Source organism: Nocardioides eburneiflavus (assembly GCF_004785795.1).
Lineage (GTDB): Bacteria > Actinomycetota > Actinomycetes > Propionibacteriales > Nocardioidaceae > Nocardioides > Nocardioides eburneiflavus.
In genome coordinates this window covers 35,640-55,167 of record NZ_SRRO01000001.1, presented here as the reverse complement: position 1 = coordinate 55,167, position 19,528 = coordinate 35,640, and the positions used below count along the sequence as shown (strand labels likewise).

General features: G+C 72.8%; 21 protein-coding genes. 11 read left to right on the top strand and 10 right to left on the bottom strand.

Annotated features, from left to right (window positions below; translation table 11 throughout):
- The first annotated feature begins 11 nt into the window (after positions 1 to 11).
- The 4 genes from EXE59_RS00305 (at position 12) to EXE59_RS00290 (ending at position 3,195) form a co-directional block, all read left to right on the top strand.
- Positions 12 to 896: a ribonuclease HI family protein gene (locus EXE59_RS00305; protein WP_210428833.1), complete on the top strand. Its 885-nt coding sequence runs from the start codon at positions 12 to 14 to the stop codon at positions 894 to 896.
- A 37-nt stretch (positions 897 to 933) separates the two neighbouring features.
- Entirely contained in the window at positions 934 to 1,302 is a 369-nt protein-coding gene (locus EXE59_RS00300; RefSeq protein WP_135837118.1) for a hypothetical protein, read from the top strand.
- A gap of 115 nt (positions 1,303 to 1,417) precedes the next feature.
- Positions 1,418 to 2,674: a D-inositol-3-phosphate glycosyltransferase gene (gene mshA / locus EXE59_RS00295; RefSeq protein ID WP_246056394.1), complete on the top strand. Its 1,257-nt coding sequence runs from the start codon at positions 1,418 to 1,420 to the stop codon at positions 2,672 to 2,674.
- Positions 2,671 to 3,195 (top strand): type III secretion system chaperone family protein, encoded by a 525-nt coding sequence (locus EXE59_RS00290; RefSeq protein ID WP_135837117.1) that lies wholly within the window; start codon positions 2,671 to 2,673, stop codon positions 3,193 to 3,195. Before mshA ends, EXE59_RS00290 begins: the two co-directional genes overlap by 4 nt.
- Here the strand turns inward: EXE59_RS00290 and EXE59_RS00285 are convergent.
- From EXE59_RS00285 to EXE59_RS00275, 3 genes are all read right to left on the bottom strand, one after another.
- The gene (locus tag EXE59_RS00285) at positions 3,192 to 4,112 is read right to left on the bottom strand and encodes a DMT family transporter (RefSeq protein WP_246056392.1); all 921 of its coding nucleotides are present in this window, start codon (positions 4,110 to 4,112) and stop codon (positions 3,192 to 3,194) included. The genes EXE59_RS00290 and EXE59_RS00285 overlap by 4 nt on opposite strands.
- Positions 4,113 to 4,222: 110 nt before the next feature.
- Entirely contained in the window at positions 4,223 to 4,900 is a 678-nt protein-coding gene (locus EXE59_RS00280) for a response regulator transcription factor (RefSeq protein WP_135837116.1), read from the bottom strand.
- Complete coding sequence (locus EXE59_RS00275) at positions 4,897 to 6,120, bottom strand: sensor histidine kinase (protein ID WP_135837115.1); 1,224 nt, start codon at positions 6,118 to 6,120, stop codon at positions 4,897 to 4,899. Before EXE59_RS00275 ends, EXE59_RS00280 begins: the two co-directional genes overlap by 4 nt.
- 133 nt (positions 6,121 to 6,253) lie before the next feature.
- Here EXE59_RS00275 and phoU point away from each other — a divergent pair, with 133 nt between their 5' ends.
- On the top strand, positions 6,254 to 6,904 hold the full coding sequence (phoU, locus tag EXE59_RS00270; protein ID WP_135837114.1) for a phosphate signaling complex protein PhoU: 651 nt from the start codon (positions 6,254 to 6,256) through the stop codon (positions 6,902 to 6,904).
- Positions 6,905 to 7,151: 247 nt separating this feature from the next.
- Here phoU and EXE59_RS00265 read toward each other — a convergent pair whose 3' ends face one another.
- From EXE59_RS00265 to EXE59_RS00255, 3 genes are read right to left on the bottom strand one after another with little or no spacing between them, the layout of a single operon-like run.
- Entirely contained in the window at positions 7,152 to 7,895 is a 744-nt protein-coding gene (locus tag EXE59_RS00265; RefSeq protein WP_135837113.1) for a phosphoglyceromutase, read from the bottom strand.
- Positions 7,892 to 8,365, bottom strand: coding sequence for a copper chaperone PCu(A)C (locus EXE59_RS00260; RefSeq protein WP_135837112.1), 474 nt, complete (start codon positions 8,363 to 8,365; stop codon positions 7,892 to 7,894). Before EXE59_RS00260 ends, EXE59_RS00265 begins: the two co-directional genes overlap by 4 nt.
- Positions 8,366 to 8,386: 21 nt before the next feature.
- A complete protein-coding gene (locus tag EXE59_RS00255; RefSeq protein ID WP_135837111.1) occupies positions 8,387 to 9,097 on the bottom strand; it encodes a UbiA family prenyltransferase in 711 nt (236 codons plus the stop codon).
- Positions 9,098 to 9,266: 169 nt separating this feature from the next.
- Between EXE59_RS00255 and EXE59_RS00250 the strand changes: the two genes are divergently transcribed.
- Together EXE59_RS00250 and EXE59_RS00245 are read left to right on the top strand one after the other, a co-directional pair.
- Positions 9,267 to 9,752, top strand: a complete 486-nt coding sequence (locus EXE59_RS00250) for a CarD family transcriptional regulator (RefSeq protein WP_056602200.1) — start codon at positions 9,267 to 9,269, stop codon at positions 9,750 to 9,752.
- 170 nt (positions 9,753 to 9,922) lie between these two features.
- On the top strand, positions 9,923 to 10,336 hold the full coding sequence (locus EXE59_RS00245; protein WP_246056390.1) for a 2-C-methyl-D-erythritol 4-phosphate cytidylyltransferase: 414 nt from the start codon (positions 9,923 to 9,925) through the stop codon (positions 10,334 to 10,336).
- Here the strand turns inward: EXE59_RS00245 and EXE59_RS00240 are convergent.
- Complete coding sequence (locus EXE59_RS00240; protein ID WP_135837109.1) at positions 10,317 to 11,024, bottom strand: IspD/TarI family cytidylyltransferase; 708 nt, start codon at positions 11,022 to 11,024, stop codon at positions 10,317 to 10,319. The genes EXE59_RS00245 and EXE59_RS00240 overlap by 20 nt on opposite strands.
- Positions 11,021 to 11,506, bottom strand: coding sequence for a 2-C-methyl-D-erythritol 2,4-cyclodiphosphate synthase (gene ispF / locus EXE59_RS00235; RefSeq protein ID WP_135837108.1), 486 nt, complete (start codon positions 11,504 to 11,506; stop codon positions 11,021 to 11,023). The genes EXE59_RS00240 and ispF overlap by 4 nt, the downstream gene beginning before the upstream one ends.
- A gap of 36 nt (positions 11,507 to 11,542) precedes the next feature.
- Between ispF and EXE59_RS00230 the strand changes: the two genes are divergently transcribed.
- Positions 11,543 to 13,060, top strand: a complete 1,518-nt coding sequence (locus EXE59_RS00230) for a molybdopterin-dependent oxidoreductase (protein WP_135837107.1) — start codon at positions 11,543 to 11,545, stop codon at positions 13,058 to 13,060.
- Positions 13,061 to 13,120: 60 nt separating this feature from the next.
- On the opposite strand, the gene EXE59_RS00225 is transcribed toward EXE59_RS00230, so the two are convergent.
- On the bottom strand, positions 13,121 to 14,323 hold the full coding sequence (locus tag EXE59_RS00225; protein WP_135837106.1) for a C39 family peptidase: 1,203 nt from the start codon (positions 14,321 to 14,323) through the stop codon (positions 13,121 to 13,123).
- Positions 14,324 to 14,433: 110 nt separating this feature from the next.
- On the opposite strand from EXE59_RS00225, the gene cysS reads away from it, so the two are divergent.
- From cysS to EXE59_RS00210, 3 genes are read left to right on the top strand one after another with little or no spacing between them, the layout of a single operon-like run.
- Entirely contained in the window at positions 14,434 to 15,837 is a 1,404-nt protein-coding gene (gene cysS / locus EXE59_RS00220; protein WP_135837105.1) for a cysteine--tRNA ligase, read from the top strand.
- Positions 15,838 to 15,841: 4 nt separating this feature from the next.
- Entirely contained in the window at positions 15,842 to 16,801 is a 960-nt protein-coding gene (rlmB, locus tag EXE59_RS00215) for a 23S rRNA (guanosine(2251)-2'-O)-methyltransferase RlmB (protein WP_135837104.1), read from the top strand.
- The gene (locus EXE59_RS00210; RefSeq protein ID WP_246056388.1) at positions 16,798 to 18,333 is read left to right on the top strand and encodes a metallophosphoesterase; all 1,536 of its coding nucleotides are present in this window, start codon (positions 16,798 to 16,800) and stop codon (positions 18,331 to 18,333) included. Before rlmB ends, EXE59_RS00210 begins: the two co-directional genes overlap by 4 nt.
- On the opposite strand, the gene EXE59_RS00205 is transcribed toward EXE59_RS00210, so the two are convergent.
- On the bottom strand, positions 18,317 to 19,525 hold the full coding sequence (locus EXE59_RS00205; protein ID WP_135837103.1) for a DUF4032 domain-containing protein: 1,209 nt from the start codon (positions 19,523 to 19,525) through the stop codon (positions 18,317 to 18,319). The two genes, EXE59_RS00210 and EXE59_RS00205, sit on opposite strands and share 17 nt — an antisense overlap.
- Positions 19,526 to 19,528: the final 3 nt, after the last annotated feature.

Sequence of the window (19,528 nt, the reverse complement as noted above, 5' to 3'; positions counted from 1 at the left end):
AAGATGTGCCAGTGATCATCGCGGCGGCCGACGGCTCGGCACTCGGCAACCCCGGTCCGGCCGGATGGGCGTGGTACGTCGACGACGACTGCTGGGCCTCGGGCGGGTGGCCCCACGGCACCAACAACATGGGTGAGCTGATGGCGGTGCTCGACCTCCTCCAGCAGACCGCCCACCTCGACGACGACCTGCGCGTCTTCTGCGACAGCAAGTACGTCATCGACTCGGTCACCAGGTGGATGCCGGGGTGGAAGCGCAAGGGCTGGAAGAAGGGCGACGGGAAGCCCGTCCTCAACGTCGAGCTGATGAAGGCGATCGACGCCGCCATGGAGGGCCGGCGCGACCGCGTCCACTTCGAGTGGGTCAAGGGCCACGCCGGGCACGAGCTCAACGAGGCGGCCGACCGCCGCGCCAACGCCGCAGCGACGGCGTACCAGCGCGGCGTCGAGCCCGACCCCGGTCCGGGCTTCCGTGGGAGCACCACCGCCCACCCCGCGGCCGAGGTCGGCCAGGTCGAGCCGGAGCCCGACCTCTTCTCGGGTCTCGCCGACCTCGACGTGCCCACCGACGAGGAGCACGTGGTCGCCATGGAGCGCGCGCTCCTGAGCGACGAGGTGCGCTCGGACCGCGCCGCGGTCGCCGCCCTCCTCCACCCCGACTGGCAGGAGGTGGGGCGCTCCGGCCGGCTGTGGACGCGCGAGGAGACCCTCGACGGGATCGGTCCCATCGAGCCGGTGGACTTCGAGGTCGTCTCGACCGACCGCCTGGGGCCCGACACCATCCTGCTGCTGTGGCGGACGCGCACCGACGAGCGCTCCACCCTGCGCAGCACGCTGTGGGTGCGCTCGGGCGGGCAGTGGCAGGCCCGGTTCCACCAGGGCACGGACGAGCCCTGATCCCGTCCTCCGGGGTGTGGCGTGGCAGACTCGCGGGGTGTCTCCCGCCAGGCTGGCAGCCGTCCTCTCGTTCCTGGGTGGTGCGCTGTGGATCGTCCACGCGCTGCTCGGTGGCGGCAGCGACCCGCTCGCCGGCACCCTCCACTTCGTCGGACTCGCCTGCGTGCTGGTGGCGTCGGCCCTCTTCGGCGCCACGCTCGTCAAGAGCGACGCGGTGGCGATGCGCGTCGTGGTCGCGCTGGCGTCCGGACTGCTCACGCTCTCGCTGATCGAGGCGTTCCGACCCGCCGACAGCACCTGGTACGACGGGTTCTGGGGTGCGGTCGCCGCGCTGATCGGCGGGATCGCGCTGCTGCGCGGGCGCGGCAGGTCGGGGCGGCCGTCCGCCGGCGCCCACGCCCGCTGACCCGCTCGGGGGAGGGTGTGTCGAAGGTCGCGGGAATCTCCGGGGGCTCCGCGTGGTTGTGCTCTGGGTGCCCGTCCCGGGCGCCGTGACGACCAGACATCCCCGAGGAGGCAGCGTGGGCGAGCGGGTGGCGATGATCAGCCTCCACACCTCCCCCCTCGACCAGCCCGGCACGGGCGACGCGGGCGGGATGAACGTCTACGTGATCGAGCTGTCCAAGCGGCTCGCCGCCCAGGGCATCGCGGTCGACGTCTTCACCCGGGCCACGTCCTCGAGCCTGCCGCAGGTGGTCGAGGCCGCCGACGGCGTGCTCGTGCGCCACGTGGCCGCCGGCCCGTTCGAGGGGCTCACCAAGGGCGAGCTTCCCGGCCAGCTGTGCACCTTCGCGCGGGAGGTGCTGCGCACGGAGGCGATGCAGCCGCTCGGCCACTACGACGCCGTCCACTCCCACTACTGGCTCTCCGGGCAGGTCGGGGCACTCGCCCGCGACCGCTGGAACGTCCCGCTCGTGCACTCGATGCACACCATGGCCAAGGTCAAGAACGAGGCGCTGGCCGAGGGCGACACCCCCGAGCCGGTCTCGCGGGTCATCGGCGAGGAGCAGGTCGTCGAGGCCGCCGACCTGCTCGTGGCCAACACGGTCACCGAGGCCGGCCAGCTCGTCGACCTCTACGGCGCCGACCCCGGCGCGGTGGAGGTCATCCACCCCGGAGTCGACCTCTCCGTCTTCGCGCCGCGGGGCCGGGCCGAGGCACGGCGTGAGCTCGGCCTGCCCGAGGACGCAGCGGTCCTGCTGTTCGCTGGCCGGATCCAGCCGCTCAAGGGTCCCGACGTGCTGCTGCGCGCCGTCGGAGTGCTGCTCGAGCAGGACCCGACCCTGCGCCACCGGCTCGTCGTGCCCGTGGTCGGCGGACCGTCCGGGTCGGGCCTCGAGCACCCCACAGCGCTGGCCGACCTGGCCGCCGACCTCGGCATCGCCGACGTCGTCCGCTTCGTCCCGCCCGTCACCCAGTCCGAGCTGGCCGTGTGGTCGTCGGCCGCCACCGCTGTCGCGGTGCCCTCCTACAACGAGAGCTTCGGCCTCGTCGCCGTCGAGGCGCAGGCGACCGGCACCCCAGTGGTCGCCGCCGCCGTGGGTGGCCTGACGACGGTCGTGCGCGACGGCGTGAGCGGGCTCCTCGTCGACACCCACGACCCCCGCGACTGGGCGGCCACGCTCCGCCGCTTGGTCCACGACCCGGCGCTGGTCGAACGGCTCGGGCGCGGGGCGATCGCCCACGCGCAGGACTTCTCGTGGGAGCGCACCGCCGAGCGCACCCTGGAGGCGTACGCGCGCGCGGGCAGCCGCATGCCTGCTGTGATGGCGTCATGACCCCCACGCCCGTCGAGACCGTCCGCTCCTACCTCGTCGACAACGGGATCGAGCACGAGGAGGCGGCCCGCGAGGGCGTCGAGGGGGCCAGCTTCTCGCTGACCCTGCCGGGGGAGAAGAAGCTCCAGACGCCCGTACGCCTCGACGTCGGCGCGCACGCGCTCGCCGTCCACGCCTTCGTGTGCCGCAACCCCGACGAGAACCACGCGCGCGTCTACCGCTGGCTGCTGGAGCGCAACCTGCGGATGTACGCCGTCTCGTTCGCCGTGGACCACTCCGGCGACATCTACCTCGAGGCCCGGCTGCCGCTCGCCTCGGTCGACCCCGACGAGCTGGACCGGATCCTCGGGTCCGTGCTGGCCAACGCAGACGAGTCCTTCAACGCGATCCTCGAGCTCGGCTTCGCGTCCTCCATCCGCAAGGAGTGGGAGTGGCGGATCTCGCGCGGCGAGTCCACCCGGAACCTCGAGGCCTTCCGGGGCTGGCTCGAGGCGGGAAGCGACCCGGAGCCGACCGCCTAGGCTGCCGGACGCGGCTTGTGCCGCGTCATCAGCACGCCCACGATCGCGAGGGCGCCGCCGAGGAACGTCAGGGACGGTGGCACCTCGTCGATGGTCAGCCACGCGACGAGGGTCGCGATCAGCGGCGCGAGGAACGTCGTCAGCGACAGGGCGCCCGCGTCGGTGTGGGTCAGTGCGTAGGCCCAGGTCGTGAAGGCGACCGCGGTCGGGAACACCCCGAGGTAGACGATCCACCACAGCTCGGCGCCGCCGTCGGCCACGATCGCGGGGAGGTCGCCGGAGAACGGCAGGCAGGTCACCGCGCCCATCAGGAACGACACGAGCACGACCTGGACCGAGGGGAGGCGGCGCAGCAGCACCTTCTGGGTCAGCACCCCGACGGCGTACATCGCGGCGGCGACGAGGACGAGCAGCACGCCGAGTAGGCTCGCGTCGGCGGAGGTGGAGGAGCCCCGCGCGATCACCGCGACCCCGGCGAAGCCGACGACCATGCCCCCGAGCAGCCACGCGTGCAGCCGCTCGCCGAACAGCGGCACGGCGAGGAGCGCCACGATCACGGGCCCGATCTGGATGATCATCGCCGCGGTGCCAGCGTCGACGTGGCGCTCGCCCGCGTTGAGGGCGAGGTTGTAGATGCCGAACCAGCCGATGCCGCCGACCGCCAGCAGCGTCCACTCGCGACGGTTGGGTCGCACCCAGCCGCGGCGCAGGACCAGCGGCAGGACGACCAGGGCCGCCACGAGCAGGCGCCCGGAGCCGAGGGCGCCCGGGCTGACGTCGTGGGCGACGTGGCGGATCACCACGAACGCCGAGGCCCACATCACCAGCGTCACCGCTCCGGCCGCGACGGGCAGCCAAGGGGCCGGTGCCGTGGGTCCGGTGGTGGTCGGGGCCGTGGTCTGGCTGGCGGTGGTCACGGGTCAAGGCTAGGTACGGTCATGACGGCCCGCCAGCGCATTTCGGACGGCGTACGCCGACATCCCGCCGGTCCGCTGGTCGAGGAGGGACTTCCGCGGCGAGCACCCGCTCAGAGATCCAATTTGTACCCGAGCCCGCGGACCGTCACGAGGTACTTCGGCTCACCCGGGTCGGGCTCGAGCTTGGCGCGCAGCCGCTTCACGTGGACGTCGAGGGTCTTGGTGTCGCCGACGTAGTCGGAGCCCCAGACGCGGTCGATGAGCTGGCCGCGGGTGAGCACCCGGCCGGGGTTGCGCAGGAACATCTCGAGGAGCTCGAACTCCTTGAGCGGCAGCCGCTGCTCCGTGCCGTCGACGGTGACCACGTGGCGCTCGACGTCCATCCGGACCGGGCCGGCCTCCAGCGTGTCGGGCATCAGCTCGGGCTCGGAGCCGCGGCGCAGCACGGCCCGGATCCGGGCGACCAGCTCGCGCGGGGAGTAGGGCTTGGTGACGTAGTCGTCGGCGCCGAGCTCGAGGCCCACGACCTTGTCGACCTCGTCGTCCTTGGCGCTGACCATGATCACCGGGACCGAGGAGGTCTGCCGGATCTGGCGGCACACCTCGGTGCCGGGCACGCCGGGCAGCATCAGGTCGAGCAGGACGATGTCGGGGCCGAAGCGGTCGAACTCGGTGAGGGCGGTGTTGCCGTCAGCGGCGATCGCCACCTCGTAGCCCTCCTTGCGGAGCATGTAGGCGAGCGCGTCGCTGTAGCTCTCTTCGTCCTCGACGACGAGTACGCGGGTCATGGTGTGGTGGTCTCCTGCTGCGTTCTGCGTGGTGCGGTGGCGGGTCGGGCGGGTGCGACGACCTCGACCGGGGTGGTGGTCTGGCCCGAGCCCGGTCCGGGCTCGGCGTGGTGGGGGAGGGTGAGGGTGAAGGTGGAGCCCTGGCCCTGCACCGACCAGACCGAGATGTCGCCGCCGTGGGTCGCCGCGACGTGCTTGACGATGGACAGGCCCAGGCCGGTGCCGCCGGTGGAGCGGTGCCGCGCGGGGTCGACCCGGTAGAACCGCTCGAAGATGCGGTCGATGTCCTCGGCGGGGATGCCGATGCCCTGGTCGACCACCGAGATCTGCACCTTCGCACCCTCGGCGCGGGTGGTGACGACGACCCGCGAGCCCTCGTTGGAGTAGGCAACGGCGTTGGCGACGAGGTTGCTGATCGCGGCCCCGATCTGCTCCTGGGAGCCGAAGACCTCCAGCCCGGGCTCGCCGCGCGAGTCGACGGTGATGTTCTTGGCCGCCGCCTCCATGGCGCTGGTGTCCACAGCTGTCGCGACCGCGGCGTCGATGTCGACCATGACCGGGGTCTCGAGCGGGTCGTTGCCCTGCAGCCGGGACAGCTCGATGATCTGCTGGACGAGCTTGGAGAGCCGGTCGCTCTCGGTGCGCATCCGGCCGGCGAAGCGCTGCACGGCCTCGGGGTCGTCGGCGGCGTCGGTGACGGCCTCGGCGAGCAGCCGGATCGCACCGACCGGGGTCTTGAGCTCGTGGCTGACGTTGGCCACGAAGTCGCGCCGCACGGCCTCGACGCGTCGCTCGCGGGTGCGGTCCTCGACGAGGGCCAGCACGAGCCGGGCGCCGAGCGGCGCGACGCGCGCGGTGAGCGTACGGGTGAAGCCGCCGTCGGGAGCGGGCAGGTCGATGTCGCGCTCGCGGATCTGGCCGTCGCGCCGCACCTGGGCGATCAGGTCGACCAGCTCCGGGACCAGCACGGTGTCGCCGCGCACCAGGCCGAAGGCGTACGCCGGGGCGGAGGCCTTGCGCACGTGGTCGGACTCGTCGACGACGACCGCGCTGGAGCGCAGGATGCTCAGCACCGCCGCGACGCCCGCCTGCACGACAGGCTCCTCGACCTCCGGCAGCGTGTGGCGCTGGCGGTCGCTGATGTGCCACGCGAGGACCGCGCCTCCTGCGACGACGGCCCCGATGACCGCCGCGAGGGCGGCCTGCATCGTCGGATCCACGCTCACCATCGTACGCATCGCGCGCCGGCGCCCGGCCGTGATGGACACCCCGAGCAGCACCCCTCACGCACTGTTCACCCCTCGTTCATCGGGCACCCACATCTGTTCGCCTGGGCTGCCTAGAGTGCGCGACATGCGTGAGGCTTTCCATGACCAGCTCGACGGCATCTTCGCCGACCTCTCCGAGATCTGCGGACAGGTCGAGATCGCCGTACGCGAGGCCACCAGGGCGTTGATGACCGGCGACGTGCACACCGCCGAGCAGGTGATCGGCAACGACAAGGCGATCGACGCGGCCCGCGAGCGCGTCGACGACACGGCGTTCGCGCTGCTCTCGCTCCAGCAGCCGGTCGCCGGCGACCTGCGGATCATCGTCTCGGCGCTGCGGATGGTCAGCGAGCTCGAGCGGATGGGCGACCTCTCGGTCCACGTCGCCAAGATCGCGCGCCTGCGCGTGCCCTCGGTCGCCGTCCCCGACGAGCTCCGCCCCACCATGGAGCGGATGGCGGAGACCGCCGAGGACATGGTCCGCCGGGTCCGCGGGATCATCATCGACCGCGACGTCGAGGCGGCCATCGAGCTCGGTCGCGACGACGAGGTGATGGACCAGCTGCGTCGGAGGAGCTTCACCGAGCTGCTCTCCACCGACTGGCAGCACGGCGTCGAGGCCGCCGTCGACATCGCGCTGCTCGGCCGCTACTACGAGCGGATCGCCGACCACGCCGTGTCGGTGGCCAACCGGGTCGTCTTCGTCGTCACCGGCGACATGCCGGCGCGCGACTGACGTACGCCGACGCGGCCCGCTGCGCCCCGGCCTCCCTCCCCACCCGCGGACTACTCGGGGCGGTGCCACAGGCTGTGGATGCCGCACCCGCCGGTCGGCTGAACGGATTTCGACGCGCCCGTCGCGGCTTCGTGCCCTTCGACACACCCGCTCGTCCCTCACGGGCACTCAGGACGGCGCCTCAGCCGCGGGGCTTGCTCAATCTCGGTGACCCCACGCGCGGACCGACTGCGTCGGTCCGCGCTGGTCACCGACCCTGGTTCGCGACGGCCGCGGCAGCGGCTGCTGCCGCCTCGGGGTCGAGGTACTCGCCGCCGGCGACGGTGGGACGCAGGTCCTCGTCGAGACGGTAGACCAGCGGCATGCCGGTCGGGATGTTGAGCCCGGCGATGTCCTCGTCGGAGATGCCGTCGAGGTGCTTGACCAGCGCGCGGAGGCTGTTGCCGTGAGCGGCGACCAGCACGGTCTTCCCGGTCTGGAGGTCCGGCACGATCTCGGCGTCCCAGTAGGGCAGGAAGCGCGCGATGACGTCCTTGAGGCACTCGGTGCGGGGCATCTCGGCGCCGAGGTCGGCGTAGCGCGGGTCGCCGGACTGCGACCACTCGTCGTCGTCCTCGATGGGCGGCGGCGGGGTGTCGAAGGAGCGGCGCCAGAGCATGAACTGCTCCTCGCCGTACTCGTCGAGCGTCTGCTTCTTGTCCTTGCCCTGGAGCGCGCCGTAGTGGCGCTCGTTGAGGCGCCAGGACCGCTTCACCGGGATCCAGTGGCGGTCGGCGGCGTCGAGCGACAGGTGCGCGGTGGTGATCGCGCGGCGCTGCAGCGACGTGTGCACGATGTCGGGCAGGAGCCCGGCCTCGACGAGGAGCTCGCCCCCGCGGACCGCCTCCGCGCGGCCCTTCTCGGTGAGGTCGACGTCGACCCAGCCGGTGAAGAGGTTCTTGGCGTTCCACTCGCTCTCGCCGTGGCGGAGCAGGACCAGGGTGTACGTCATGAGGCGTCCATGCCTTCCCAGTAGCCGGTGTCGTCGGCGACGACCGGGACGTTGAGCTGCACGCGCTCGCCGTTGCCGAAGTCGAAGGACAGCGGGACCACGTCGCCCGCGGTGAACTCGCCCGTCAGGACGATCTCGGCGGGCGGCTCGGCGAGGTTGACCAGGCCACCGGCGGGGATCGAGACGGGCTCGAACTCGGCGACCTCGACCGTCGTGCCCTCGGCGCCGGTGATGCCGGTGAAGCTCTGCTCGTCGGAGCGGTCGTTGTTGGACAGCGAGGCGATGAACGTGCCCGATCCCTCGGCCGCCGAGACGACCACTGCGGACAGGACGTCCACCTCGCCCTCGCGGGTGTTGGCGCCGCTGCCCGGGGTGTAGTCGCGCTCCGTGGCGTAGTCGAAGCCACAGGAGGTCAGCGGTGCGGCGAACGCGATGACCGCGGCGGCGGTCGCGAGGGGTCGAAGTCGCATGGCCGACAGCCTAGCGTCGGCTCAGGTCAGTCCGACCGTCCGCCCTGCGATCAAGATGGCGCCGACGACGAGCGCGGTGAGCACGCCTGCCAGCACGAGCAGGCGCGGGGTGCCCGTCCGCAGTGCCAGCAGCAGCGGGAGGGACCGCTCGCCCTCCTCGTGGTCGTCCACGAGGCCCGGCAGCGCGACCAGCACGTGCACGCCGAGCCCGAGTGCCGCGGCCAGGGCGACCATGACCGCCGTCGGCGGCGTGGCGGCGCCGACGCCGCCCCACCCGCCGTACGCCAGGAACGCGGGGTAGAGCGCGAAGCTCGCCATCCAGGGCACGAACGACAGCGCCCGGGCGTGGAGCAGCCGGTCGCCGACCGCCGACACCACCAGGATCGCGAGGTACGTCGCTCCCGCCCGCCGACCATGGGCCACCGCGAGCGGCACGACGAGCAGGACCGCGCAGGAGAGCGCGAACCACACGGTGCCCGGGTCGAGCCGGTCGCCGGCGAGGGGCTTGTCGGGTCGGCGCCGGGCGTCGCGCTCGCGGTCGGCGAGGTCGTCGGCCCAGCCGAGGACGGACTGGCCGACCAGCACGGTCGCGGCCACCAGCCCGACCTCGCGGAGCGGCCTCCCGGCCACGGCCGCCGCCGCGGCGAGCGCAACGGCGGTCGCCAGGGCCTGGCGGGGATGGGCCGACCGCACGAGGAGCAGCGACGGCGTCGTCGGCAGGGCCCGGGGCATGGCACGGAGTATGGCCCGCGTCGGCGGCGATCGGGCGGTGCGACACGGGCGCGCACCACACGACCACGCGTTCTGTCAAGCCCGCATAGGGCCTCTGACCTGCACAAACGCGTGAGGAGCAGGTTCGAACCCGTGTTAGAATGGTCACCTAGGAAGGGGAACTGAACATATGACTTTCACCGTTGGCGAAACGGTCGTCTATCCCAATCACGGGGCCGCGGTCATCGAGGACATCGAGATGCGGACGATCAAGGGGGAGGACCGCCAGTACCTCGTCCTCCGGATCGTCGCACAGCAGGACCTGGTCGTTCGCGTGCCGGCCTGCAACCTCGACCTCGTCGGCGTCCGCGACGTCGTCGACAAGGAGGGCCTCGACCGCGTCTTCGACGTGCTGCGCGCGGCCCACGTCGAGGAGCCGACCAACTGGTCGCGTCGCTACAAGGCGAACCTCGAGAAGCTGCACTCCGGCGACGTGATGAAGGTGTCGGAGGTCGTGCGCGACCTGTGGCGCCGTGAGCGTGACCGCGGCCTGTCCGCGGGCGAGAAGCGGATGCTGGCCAAGGCGCGCCAGATCCTCGTCTCCGAGCTCGCGCTCGCGGAGAAGACCAACGAGGACAAGGCCGAGGCAATGCTCGACGAGGTGCTCGCCTCCTGAGCAGCAACGACACCGACCGAGGCCCTTGGGACGAGATTCCCAGGGGCCTCGGTCTCGTTCTGGACGAGGACCGGGGCGCCCTCCCCTACACCCTCGTCCACGGCGAGGCGCTCGTCGCGTGTGCCGCGTGGGCCCTGGGGGAGGCAGGGATCGACCTCGTCGACGCCAGCGTGCCGTGGTCCGGGCTCGTCGAGTCCGGGGGAGACCTCGTCCTGCACGACGCGTTGTGCCCGACGGCGCCGCCGGCCTTCCTCGCCGCCTGCCTGGATCGGGCGCGCGAGACGGGCCACGTGGTGGTCGGCGTACGCCCGGTGACCGACACCGTCAAGGTCGTGGCCGACGGTGTCGTCGGCCCGACCCTCGACCGGGACGGCCTGCTCGCGATCGCCTCGCCCCTGGTCCTGCCCGCCGCGGTCCTGGCCTCGCTGGCGCAGCGCCCGTCCCCCGACCTGGCGCGGGCCGTGGGCGACCTCGCTGCGGCCGGTCACCGGGTCGAGACGGTCGAGGCGCCCCCGGAGGGTCGGCGGGTGGCCTCCGCGGAGGACGTACGCCTCCTCGAGGCCCTCACACGTCCGCTGCGCTGAGCGGGCTGAGCTCCTCCGCGAGCGCCACGTCCTCGGGGAAGGTCACCTTGAGGTTCAGTGCGCTGCCCGGGACGGCCGTGACCACCACGTCTCCGTACGCCGCCACGCAGGCGGACGTGTCGGTGCCCTCGAACCCGTCCCGCGCCGCCGCCCGGTAGGCCGCGAGCAGCTCGCCGGCGCGGAACGCCTGCGGGGTCTGCACGCCGCCCACCGCGTCGGTGACCGGGGCCAGGTCGTCCTGCACCAGCTGTGTCACCGGCACCATCGGCACCGCCCCGCCGGAGGTCCGGGCCGCCTCGACGACGGCCCGCCACAGGGGCACGCCTGCCAGCGGCCGTGCGCCGTCGTGGACCGCGACGACCTCGACCTCGCCCGACTCGACGTCGGCGGCGAGGACCTGCAGGGCCGCCCACTCCGAGGCGTGCCGGCTCGGGCCGCCGTCGACCACGAGCACCTCGCGGTCGCCGAGGTGGGGAGCGACGGCCTCGCCGACGGCGGTCCGGTCCTCGGGCCGCACCACGAGCACGACGCGGCGTACGCCGGGCAGCGCCAGTGCGTCGCGCAGCGACCACACCAGCACGGGCACCCCCCGCAGCGGCAGCAGGACCTTGTTGACCTCGGCGCCGACCCGGCTCCCCGACCCCGCCGCGAGGATCACGACGGCCGTGGCGGGCGGGCTGGCGCTCACCGCGTGACCAGCGCGGTGGCGATGGCCGCCACGCCCTCGCCGCGGCCGGTGAGTCCGAGCCCGTCGGTGGTGGTGGCCGAGAGGCTCACCGGCGCTCCGACCGCGGCCGACAGGGCCGCTGAGGCCTCGTCACGTCGCGGCCCGAGCCGCGGGACGTTCCCGATGACCTGCACCGCGACGTTGCCGATCTCCCAGCCGGCGGCCCGTACGCGCCGCGCGGTCTCGGCCAGGAGCGTGGCTCCGGAGGCGCCGGCCCACTCCGGCTCCGCGGTGCCGAAGTGGCTGCCGAGGTCGCCGAGGCCGGCCGCCGAGAACAACGCGTCACACGCGGCGTGGGCTGCGACGTCGGCGTCGGAGTGGCCCTCCAGCCCGGCCGGCTCGTCGGGCCACGCGAGGCCGGCGAGGTGCATCGGTACGCCCGGGACGAGGCGGTGCACGTCGGTGCCGATCCCGATGCTCGGGGTGGGGAACGGAGAGGTCACGTCGGCATCATTCCCTACGCGCGCCACAATGGGAGCGTGACCACTCGTCGTCCTCCCTGGGTGCTGGCCGGAGTCCTCGCCGGATTGGCGGGCCTGGCCACCAGCTATGCCACGGCGATGGTGCTGACCATCCGCGAGTCGCCGGTCGTGGCCGTGGCGGAGCTGGTCATCAAGCTGACACCCGGACCGGTGGCCGAGCGGGCCATCTCGATCCTCGGGCTCTTCGACAAGCCCTTCCTCGTCGGCGTGATCCTGCTCCTGCTGGTGGGCTGCTTCGCGGCGGCGGGGGTGCTGGCCCGGCGTGCCTGGTGGGCACCGCTCCTGGTGTGGTTCGCGCTCGCGGGCGTGGGTCTCGGCGCCGTGCTGGTCCAGCGCGGCGCCGGTCCCGTCGACGTCCTGCCCGTCGCCGTCGGCCTGGTCACCTGGGTCACGCTCCACTCGGCCCTCACCGACGCGCTGCACCGGGGCCTGAGCAGGCCCGACCTGGAGTCCCACGAGCGACGGGTGTTCCTCGTCGTCGCAGGCGTGGTGTCGGCGGCAGCGATCGGCATCGCCGTGGCCGGCCGGCTCGTGGGGGCCGGGCGCCGCCACGTCGAGGTGAGCCGTCGGCTGCTCCGCATCCCCGGCGTCACCCAGCGCCAGCCTCCGGCCGACACGTCCATCGGGCTCCGGGGGATCGCGCCGTGGCAGACGCCCAACGAGGACTTCTACCTGATCGACACGACCATCGCGAAGCCGACCATCGAGCCGAAGGACTGGTCGCTGCGGATCCACGGGCTGGTCGAGCGCGAGCTCACCCTCAGCTATGCCGACCTGGTCGACCGCGAGATGACCGAGTCGTGGATCACCCTCAACTGCGTGAGCAACGAGGTCGGCGGCGGCCTGATCGGCAACGCCCGCTGGAGCGGCGTACGGATCTCCGACCTCCTCGCCGGCCTCGGCGTCTCCGACGAGGCCGACTGCGTGCTGCAGACCTCCCACGACGGCTGGACCTGCGCCACCCCCCTCGCGGCCCTCACCGACGACCGCGACGCGATGCTCGCCGTCGCCATGAACGGACGTCCCCTGCCGATCGAGCACGGCTTCCCGGTGCGCACCATCGTGCCCGGCCTCTACGGCTACGTGTCGGCCACCAAGTGGGTCGTCGACCTGCAGGTGAGCACGTTCGCGGACTCCACCGGCTACTGGACGACCCGCGGCTGGTCGGCCGAGGGCCCGGTCAAGATCGCCTCGCGCATCGACGTACCGCGCGGCGGCGACGAGGTGCCGGCGGGGCAGGTCTCCTTCGGCGGCGTCGCCTGGCACCAGCACACCGGCATCGAGGCGGTCGAGGTCCAGGTCGACGGGGGCACGTGGACGCGGGCTGAGCTCGGCGGGGTGCCGTCGGTGGACACGTGGGTCCAGTGGGCGGTGACCCTCGAGGTCGAGGAGGGTGACCACGACGTGCGCGTACGGGCCATCGGCAAGGACGGCGAGACCCAGACCAGCGTCCTGCGGGCGCCCGACCCCGACGGTGCCACCGGGTGGCACACGGTCGAGTTCAGCGCGGTGTGAGCGGTCGGGCCGTGAGCGGGGAGCGCCGGCTTGCTCAGGGCGAGCCGGAGCTCCCCGCCGTCAGCTGTTGCGGATGACGTACGCCGTGCCGCCCGAGGCCGCGATCCACAGTCGCTCGAACTGCGCGCGGTCGTAGACGCGGCGGACCTCGGCGTTGGTGGCGCCGGCGGGGTCGTTGACCACGACGTCGCCGTCGGCCTCGAACCCGACGATGACGAGCAGGTGGCCGTTGCTCGCGGAGATCGGGGCGCCGGTGAGCTGGTTGCGGCCGAACGCGATCGAGACGATGAGCGGGACCCCGGCGGCGATGTGGTCCTCGGCCTCGCGCAGGTCACGCATCCGGGTGACGTAGGAGTCGCCGCCGACCAGCGTCGCAGCGTACGCGGTGTTGAACGCCCAGTTCCCGGTGCCGCGGTAGCCGTGGTCGTAGACCATCCTGGCGGTGTGGTCGACCACGGCGTCGGCGTGGCCGGCCGCGATGCCGCGCGGGGTCGGGGAGATGCCGTACCAGGCGAGCACCATGGCCGTCGAGGTGGGCGAGCACCACGCCTCGCCGCCACCGCCCCACTGCGGGTCGTGGCCGCTGTGGACCATCTGGGAGTAGGTGGGGACCGCGAGCACGGTGCCGGCGGCCGGACCCGGCTTCGACGGAGGTCGGGCCGCATCGGCATCGGCCGACGCCACGGCGCCGACGCGATCCAGTCTCACGGCCAGGCTGGACCCGCGCGGTCGCATCAGCGTCACGCGCACCTGCCACGACGTGACCGAGCCCGCGGCGAGCCAGGTGTCCGCGCTGACGCGACCGAGGTCGTCGGCCTGCCCGGAGTACGTACGCCGGCTGAGCGGGCGGTTGGTGAGGTTCCAGTCGGCGACGGTGTCCCACGTGCCGGTGCGTCCGCTCGCGTCGCGGGCCCGGACCTCGACGCGGACCAGGCTCCTCCCCGGCGTCGTCGCCTCCCAGCTCGGGACCAGCGCGGTAGCGCCGAAGCCCGGGGTGGCCCACGGGGAGGTCCAGGTGCCGGCCTCGTACGCCTTGCCCGCGACCGTGCGCGGCTTCGCCTTGCGCAGCGCCACGTGGCCGCGGCCCATCTTGAGGCCCTTGCGGGCGCCGGCCTTGAGCTCGGCGTAGCTGCTCCAGGAGGTCAGCTGCACCTGTGGGGTGGCCCGCTTGCGCGCCTCCGACTGGGTCTCGGCGCCCGACGCGGGCGCCAGCGCGCTGGCGAGGAGCAGGGGAAGGGCGAGGGCGGCGGCACGTCGGAGCACCGGTCGACGATAACCCGAGAAGTCCCACACGTCTCAGGAGTCACAGCCTCTGTCCGGCGGCCGACGCCGCGGAAGCCAGCCGAACGGACGTCCACCCCTAGACTTGCCCGGTGACCCTGAGGCTCCACGACACCGCGACGCGCGAGACCCGCGACTTCGTCCCCCTGGTCCCCGGCCGGGCGGGCATCTACGTCTGTGGGCTCACCGTGCAGTCCGAGCCGCACGTCGGCCACGTGCGGTCTGCGGTCAACTTCGACGTGCTGCGGCGGTGGCTCTCCGCCACCGGCCACGAGGTCGACTTCATCCGCAATGTCACCGACATCGACGACAAGATCCTGGCCAAGTCGGCCGAGCAGGGCGTCCACTGGTACGCCCTTGCCGCCGCGATGAAGCGCGAGCTCGACGCGGCCCTCGCGGCGATCAACGTGCTGCCCCCGACCTACGAGCCGGGCGCGACCGGGCACGTCCCGGAGATCGTCGAGCTGATCGAGCAGCTCATCGCGCGGGGCCACGCCTACGCCGCCGAGGACGGCAGCGGCGACGTCTACTTCGACGTGCGCAGCTGGCCGGCGTACGGCGAGCTGACCCGCCAGAGGGTCGAGGACATGGAGCCTGCCGGCGACGCTGACCCGCGCGGCAAGCGCGACCCGCGCGACTTCGCGCTGTGGAAGGGCTGGAAGAAGGACTCCGAGCCGCAGACCGCGTCGTGGCCGTCCCCGTGGGGGCCCGGGCGCCCGGGGTGGCACATCGAGTGCTCGGCGATGGCCGGCAAGTACCTCGGCCCCGCCTTCGACGTCCACGGCGGCGGCGTCGACCTGCGCTTCCCGCACCACGAGAACGAGCAGGCCCAGTCGCGTGCGGCCGGTCGCCCGTTCGCCTCGTACTGGCTGCACAACGCCTGGATCACGACCGCCGGCGAGAAGATGAGCAAGTCGCTCGGCAACTCACTGCTCATCCCGTCCGTGCTCGAGCGCGTGCGCGGGATCGAGCTGCGCTACTACATGGTCGCGGCGCACTACCGCTCCCACGTCGAGTTCAGCTTCGAGGCGCTCGACGAGGCGGCCAAGGCGTTCCGGCGGATCGAGGACTTCCTGGACCGGGCGCGCGTGCACGTCCCCGTCGACGCGACATCGGAGCTTCCTGACGCGTTCGTCGCGGCGATGGACGACGACCTCGGCACCCCGGGCGCCGTTGCGGTCATCCACGACTGCGTGCGCGAGGGCAACCGCCTGCTGGATGCCAGGGCTAGCGAGGAGGCGGGGCGCAACGCCGTCGCCGTCGCCGCGATGCTCGACGTCCTCGGCCTCAACCCAGCCGACCCGGCGTGGGCGACCCGCGGGTCCGACGACCGGCTCACGGAGGTCGTCGACGCCCTCGCGAAGGGGCTGCTCGAGGAGAGGGCGGCGGCTCGCGAGGCCAAGGACTGGGCCCGCGCCGACGCCATCCGTGACCGGATCAAGGCGGCCGGCGTCGAGGTGGAGGACACCCCGACCGGCCCGAAGTGGAGCGTGTGAGACCGTGGCTGGCAATTCCAAGCGCAAGGGCGCCATCAAGAAGACCGGCAAGGGCAACCCCACTGCCGGCTCGGGCGGTCGTGTCCGCCGCGGGCTCGAGGGCAGGGGCCCCACGCCGAAGGCGAAGGACCGGCCCTACCACCAGGCCCACAAGGCCGCGAAGCGCGCCGAGAAGGCGAAGGAGACCCGCCCCAAGCGACGCACCACCGCCGACGCCGAGTGGGCCGCCGGCCGCAACTCCGTCGTCGAGCTGCTCCAGGCCGGGGTGCCGGTCTCGGCGGTCTACGTCGCCGAGGGCGCCGAGCGGGACGGCCGGATGCGCGAGGCCTTCAAGCTGGCCGCCGAGCAGGGCCTGACCCTGCTCGAGGTCACCCGCAACGAGATGGACCGGATGACCGGCGGTGCGGTGCACCAGGGCCTCGCGGCGCGCCTCCCGGCGTACGAGTACGCCCACGCCGACGACCTGCTGGACCGGGCAGACGAGGCCAAGGAGCCGCCGCTCGTCGTCGCGCTCGACTCCGTGACCGACCCTCGCAACCTGGGCGCGGTGATCCGCTCCGCCGCCGGCTTCGGCGCCCACGGCGTGCTGATCCCCGAGCGTCGGGCCGCGGGCATGACCGCCTCGGCGTGGAAGACCAGCGCCGGTGCCGCCGCGCGGCTGCCGGTCGCCCAGACCGTCAACCTGACCCGCCAGCTCAAGGCCTACCAGGAGGCGGGCTGCATGGTCGTCGGCCTGGCGGCCGACGGCGACCTCTCGCTGCCCGAGCTCGTCGCCCCGGGCGGCCTCGCCGAGGGCCCGCTCGTCGTCGTGGTCGGGTCCGAGGGCAAGGGCCTGGGTCGTCTGGTCGCCGAGACGTGCGACCAGATCGTGTCGATCCCGATGGCCGCCCAGCTGGAGTCGCTCAACGCCGGTGTGGCCGCCTCGGTCGCCCTCTACGCGATCTCGCAGGCCCGCACGACGTGAGGCCCACCCCCCGGCGGTTGCTGGTCGGCGCCGCACTGGTGTCGCTCAGCGTCGCGCTGGGGCTGGCCGTGGCGGTCTCGCTCTTCCTCACCAGCTCGCGGACGGTGGTGCTCGTCGGCCACGACACGGTCGTCCGTCCCACGCTGGCCAAGGACGCCGTGGTGGAGACCGGACCCCTGCTGCCCGACCTCCGGTTCCGCGACGTCGGTCCCCTGGGGGTCACCCTGACCCTCGGCAAGACCGAGGTCGGCTCGATCGAGGAGCTCGTCGAGCGCTACGCCCTCATCGCCGGCGACCCGCGCGCGCCGATCGACAAGGTGCAGGACGTCGTGCTCGACATGGCGGTCTCCGCCGCGCTGCGCGGGCTCGGCGTGGGGCTCGTCCCGGTCGCGTTCTTCCTGCTGCTCGGCCGGCACCGCCGCGGCGAGCTGTTCCGGGGCGTACGAACCCGGCACGGCCTGGTCGCGCTCGCCCTGCTGCTGGTGCTGCCGGTCCTGGTCTGGCAGCCGTGGGAGTCGGCGGAGGAGACCCAGGAGGAGCAGGGCAGCTGGCAGACGCTCGCCGAGCTCGCCGGCCCGGACGTCGTGCTGCCGGCGGAGGTGCGCGACATCGAGGTCCGCACCGGGCCGGTCACCACCCAGAGCAGGCGGCTGGTCCTGAGCGCGATCGACACCTACGACCGGAGCCGTGAGTTCTACTCGGCGGCCGCCGAGAGCGCGGCGGGGCTCGTCGAGCTCGGCCTGCGCGAGCCGGAGGAGGACGAGACCGTCGCGCTCCTCGTCAGCGACCGGCACGACAACATCGGCATGGACCGCGTGGCGCGGGCCATCGGCGACGCCGCTGGGGCCTCGGTCGTGCTCAACGCGGGCGACGACACCTCGACGGGCCAGCCGTGGGAGGCGTTCAGCCTCGATTCGGTGCAGTCGGCCTTCGCCGACTGGGAGCGCTTCGGCGTCGCCGGCAACCACGACCACGGCACGTTCGTCAGCACCTACCTCGCCGACCAGGGCTGGACGATGCTCGCCGGCGAGGTGGTCGACGCCCCGTGGGGCGGCACCCTGCTCGGGGTCGACGACCCCCGCAGCAGCGGCCTCGGCAACTGGCGCGACGAGTCCGGCCTCAGCTTCGCCGAGGTGGGCGACCGCCTCGCCGACGACGCGTGTGCGGCGGCCGAGGACGGCGAGCGGGTCAGCACGGTGCTCGTGCACGACGCCAACCTCGGCGACGAGGCGCTCGCGCGCGGGTGCGTCGACCTGGTCGTCGGCGGCCACACCCACGTCCAGTCCGGCCCTGAGCCCGTCGTGGGCGCGGACGGCGCGACCGGCTACTCCTGGACCAACGGCACGACCGGCGGTGCGGCGTACGCCATCGCACTGGGCAGCAAGCCGCGGCGCGACGCCGAGGTGAGCCTGGTGACCTACGCCGAGGGGCGGCCGGTGGGGCTGCAGTGGGTGCGACTCCGCACCGACGGGTCCTGGCGGGTCGGCGAGTGGGAGCCCGTCGCTCCTGCCCCGTTCACTCCTGACCTGTGATGGCCTCGTCGGGCTTGGCGGTGAGGAAGCGCTCGATGTAGTCGCGCGCGGTGTCGAAGATGTCGACCTGCTGCCCGGCCCGCTCCGAGAGGTACCAACGGTGCTCGAGGATCTCGTGGAAGATCTCGGCCGGCTCGAGCTTGCCGGTCGCGTCGGGCGGGATCATCGCCATGATGGGTTCGAAGATGGCCTGCATCCACTTGCTCGCCACCAGGTGGCGGTCCTCGCGGCCGAGGTCGAAGTGGGCGGTGAACGCTGCGATGTCGTTGAGCAGCCGTCGCGCCTGGTTGTCCTCGACCGTCATGCCGGTCAGGTCCCGGATCTCGCGGGTGTGGTGGCCCAGGTCGACGACCTTGGGCTGGATCCGGATGGTGTCGCCCCCGAGGTCGGTGACGATGTCGAGCTCGTCGACGTCGAAGCCGAGGTCGTTGAGCCGCTCGACACGCCGCTCGATGCGCCACATCTCGTCGGCCCCGAACTCCTCGAGGTCGGTCAGCTCGCTCCACAGCGCCTCGTAGCGCGAACGCAGGTGCTCGATGATCGCGAAGCCGTCGATCTCCTTCTGGACCGCGCCGCTGGCCGAGAGGTCCATCAGCTCGGCGAAGATGTTCTCGCAGCCGACCGTGATGTCGTAGTCGCGCAGCCGGTCGCCGACGGTGTCGTGCAGCTCGCCCGTCTCGGCGTCGACGAGGTAGGCCGCGAGCGCGCCGGCATTGCGCCGGAACAGCACGTTGGACAGCGACACGTCACCCCAGTAGAAGCCGGCGAGGTGCAGGCGCACGAGCAGCACCACGATGGCGTCGATGAGCGTCGGCACGTGCTCGGCGTCCATGCCGCGGCTGAAGAGGGTGCGGTAGGGGAGCGAGAACTGGAGGTGGCGGGTGATCAGCGCCGCCGGCAGGGCCTCGCCGTCCTTGGCCTCGCGCCCCGTGACGACGCCTTGGGGCACGACCGCGGGCATGCCCATCCTCTGCAGGTCGCGCAGCATCCGGTACTCACGGAACGCGATGTCGTCGTTGGTCTCCTTGACGGCGTAGACGTTGCTGCCGAGCCGCACGATGCGTACGACGTGGCGCGACAGGCCGCGCGGCAGCGGGACGACGACGTCGTCGGGCCACTCCTCGAGGGGGAGGTCCCACGGGAGGGTGAGGATGGCCGGGTCAGGCCGGCTGGCGACGATCCGCATGGCCATGCG

What these genes read in the sequence shown, in the direction of transcription:
- EXE59_RS00205 (WP_135837103.1), bottom strand. Translation starts at nt 19,525, where the DNA reads ATGGCCATGCGGATCGTCGCCAGCCGGCCTGACCCGGCCATCCTCACC.
- phoU (WP_135837114.1), top strand. Translation starts at nt 6,254, where the DNA reads ATGCGTGAGGCTTTCCATGACCAGCTCGACGGCATCTTCGCCGACCTC.
- EXE59_RS00290 (WP_135837117.1), top strand. Translation starts at nt 2,671, where the DNA reads ATGACCCCCACGCCCGTCGAGACCGTCCGCTCCTACCTCGTCGACAAC.
- EXE59_RS00280 (WP_135837116.1), bottom strand. Translation starts at nt 4,900, where the DNA reads ATGACCCGCGTACTCGTCGTCGAGGACGAAGAGAGCTACAGCGACGCG.
- EXE59_RS00255 (WP_135837111.1), bottom strand. Translation starts at nt 9,097, where the DNA reads ATGCCCCGGGCCCTGCCGACGACGCCGTCGCTGCTCCTCGTGCGGTCG.
- EXE59_RS00260 (WP_135837112.1), bottom strand. Translation starts at nt 8,365, where the DNA reads ATGCGACTTCGACCCCTCGCGACCGCCGCCGCGGTCATCGCGTTCGCC.
- EXE59_RS00265 (WP_135837113.1), bottom strand. Translation starts at nt 7,895, where the DNA reads ATGACGTACACCCTGGTCCTGCTCCGCCACGGCGAGAGCGAGTGGAAC.
- EXE59_RS00250 (WP_056602200.1), top strand. Translation starts at nt 9,267, where the DNA reads ATGACTTTCACCGTTGGCGAAACGGTCGTCTATCCCAATCACGGGGCC.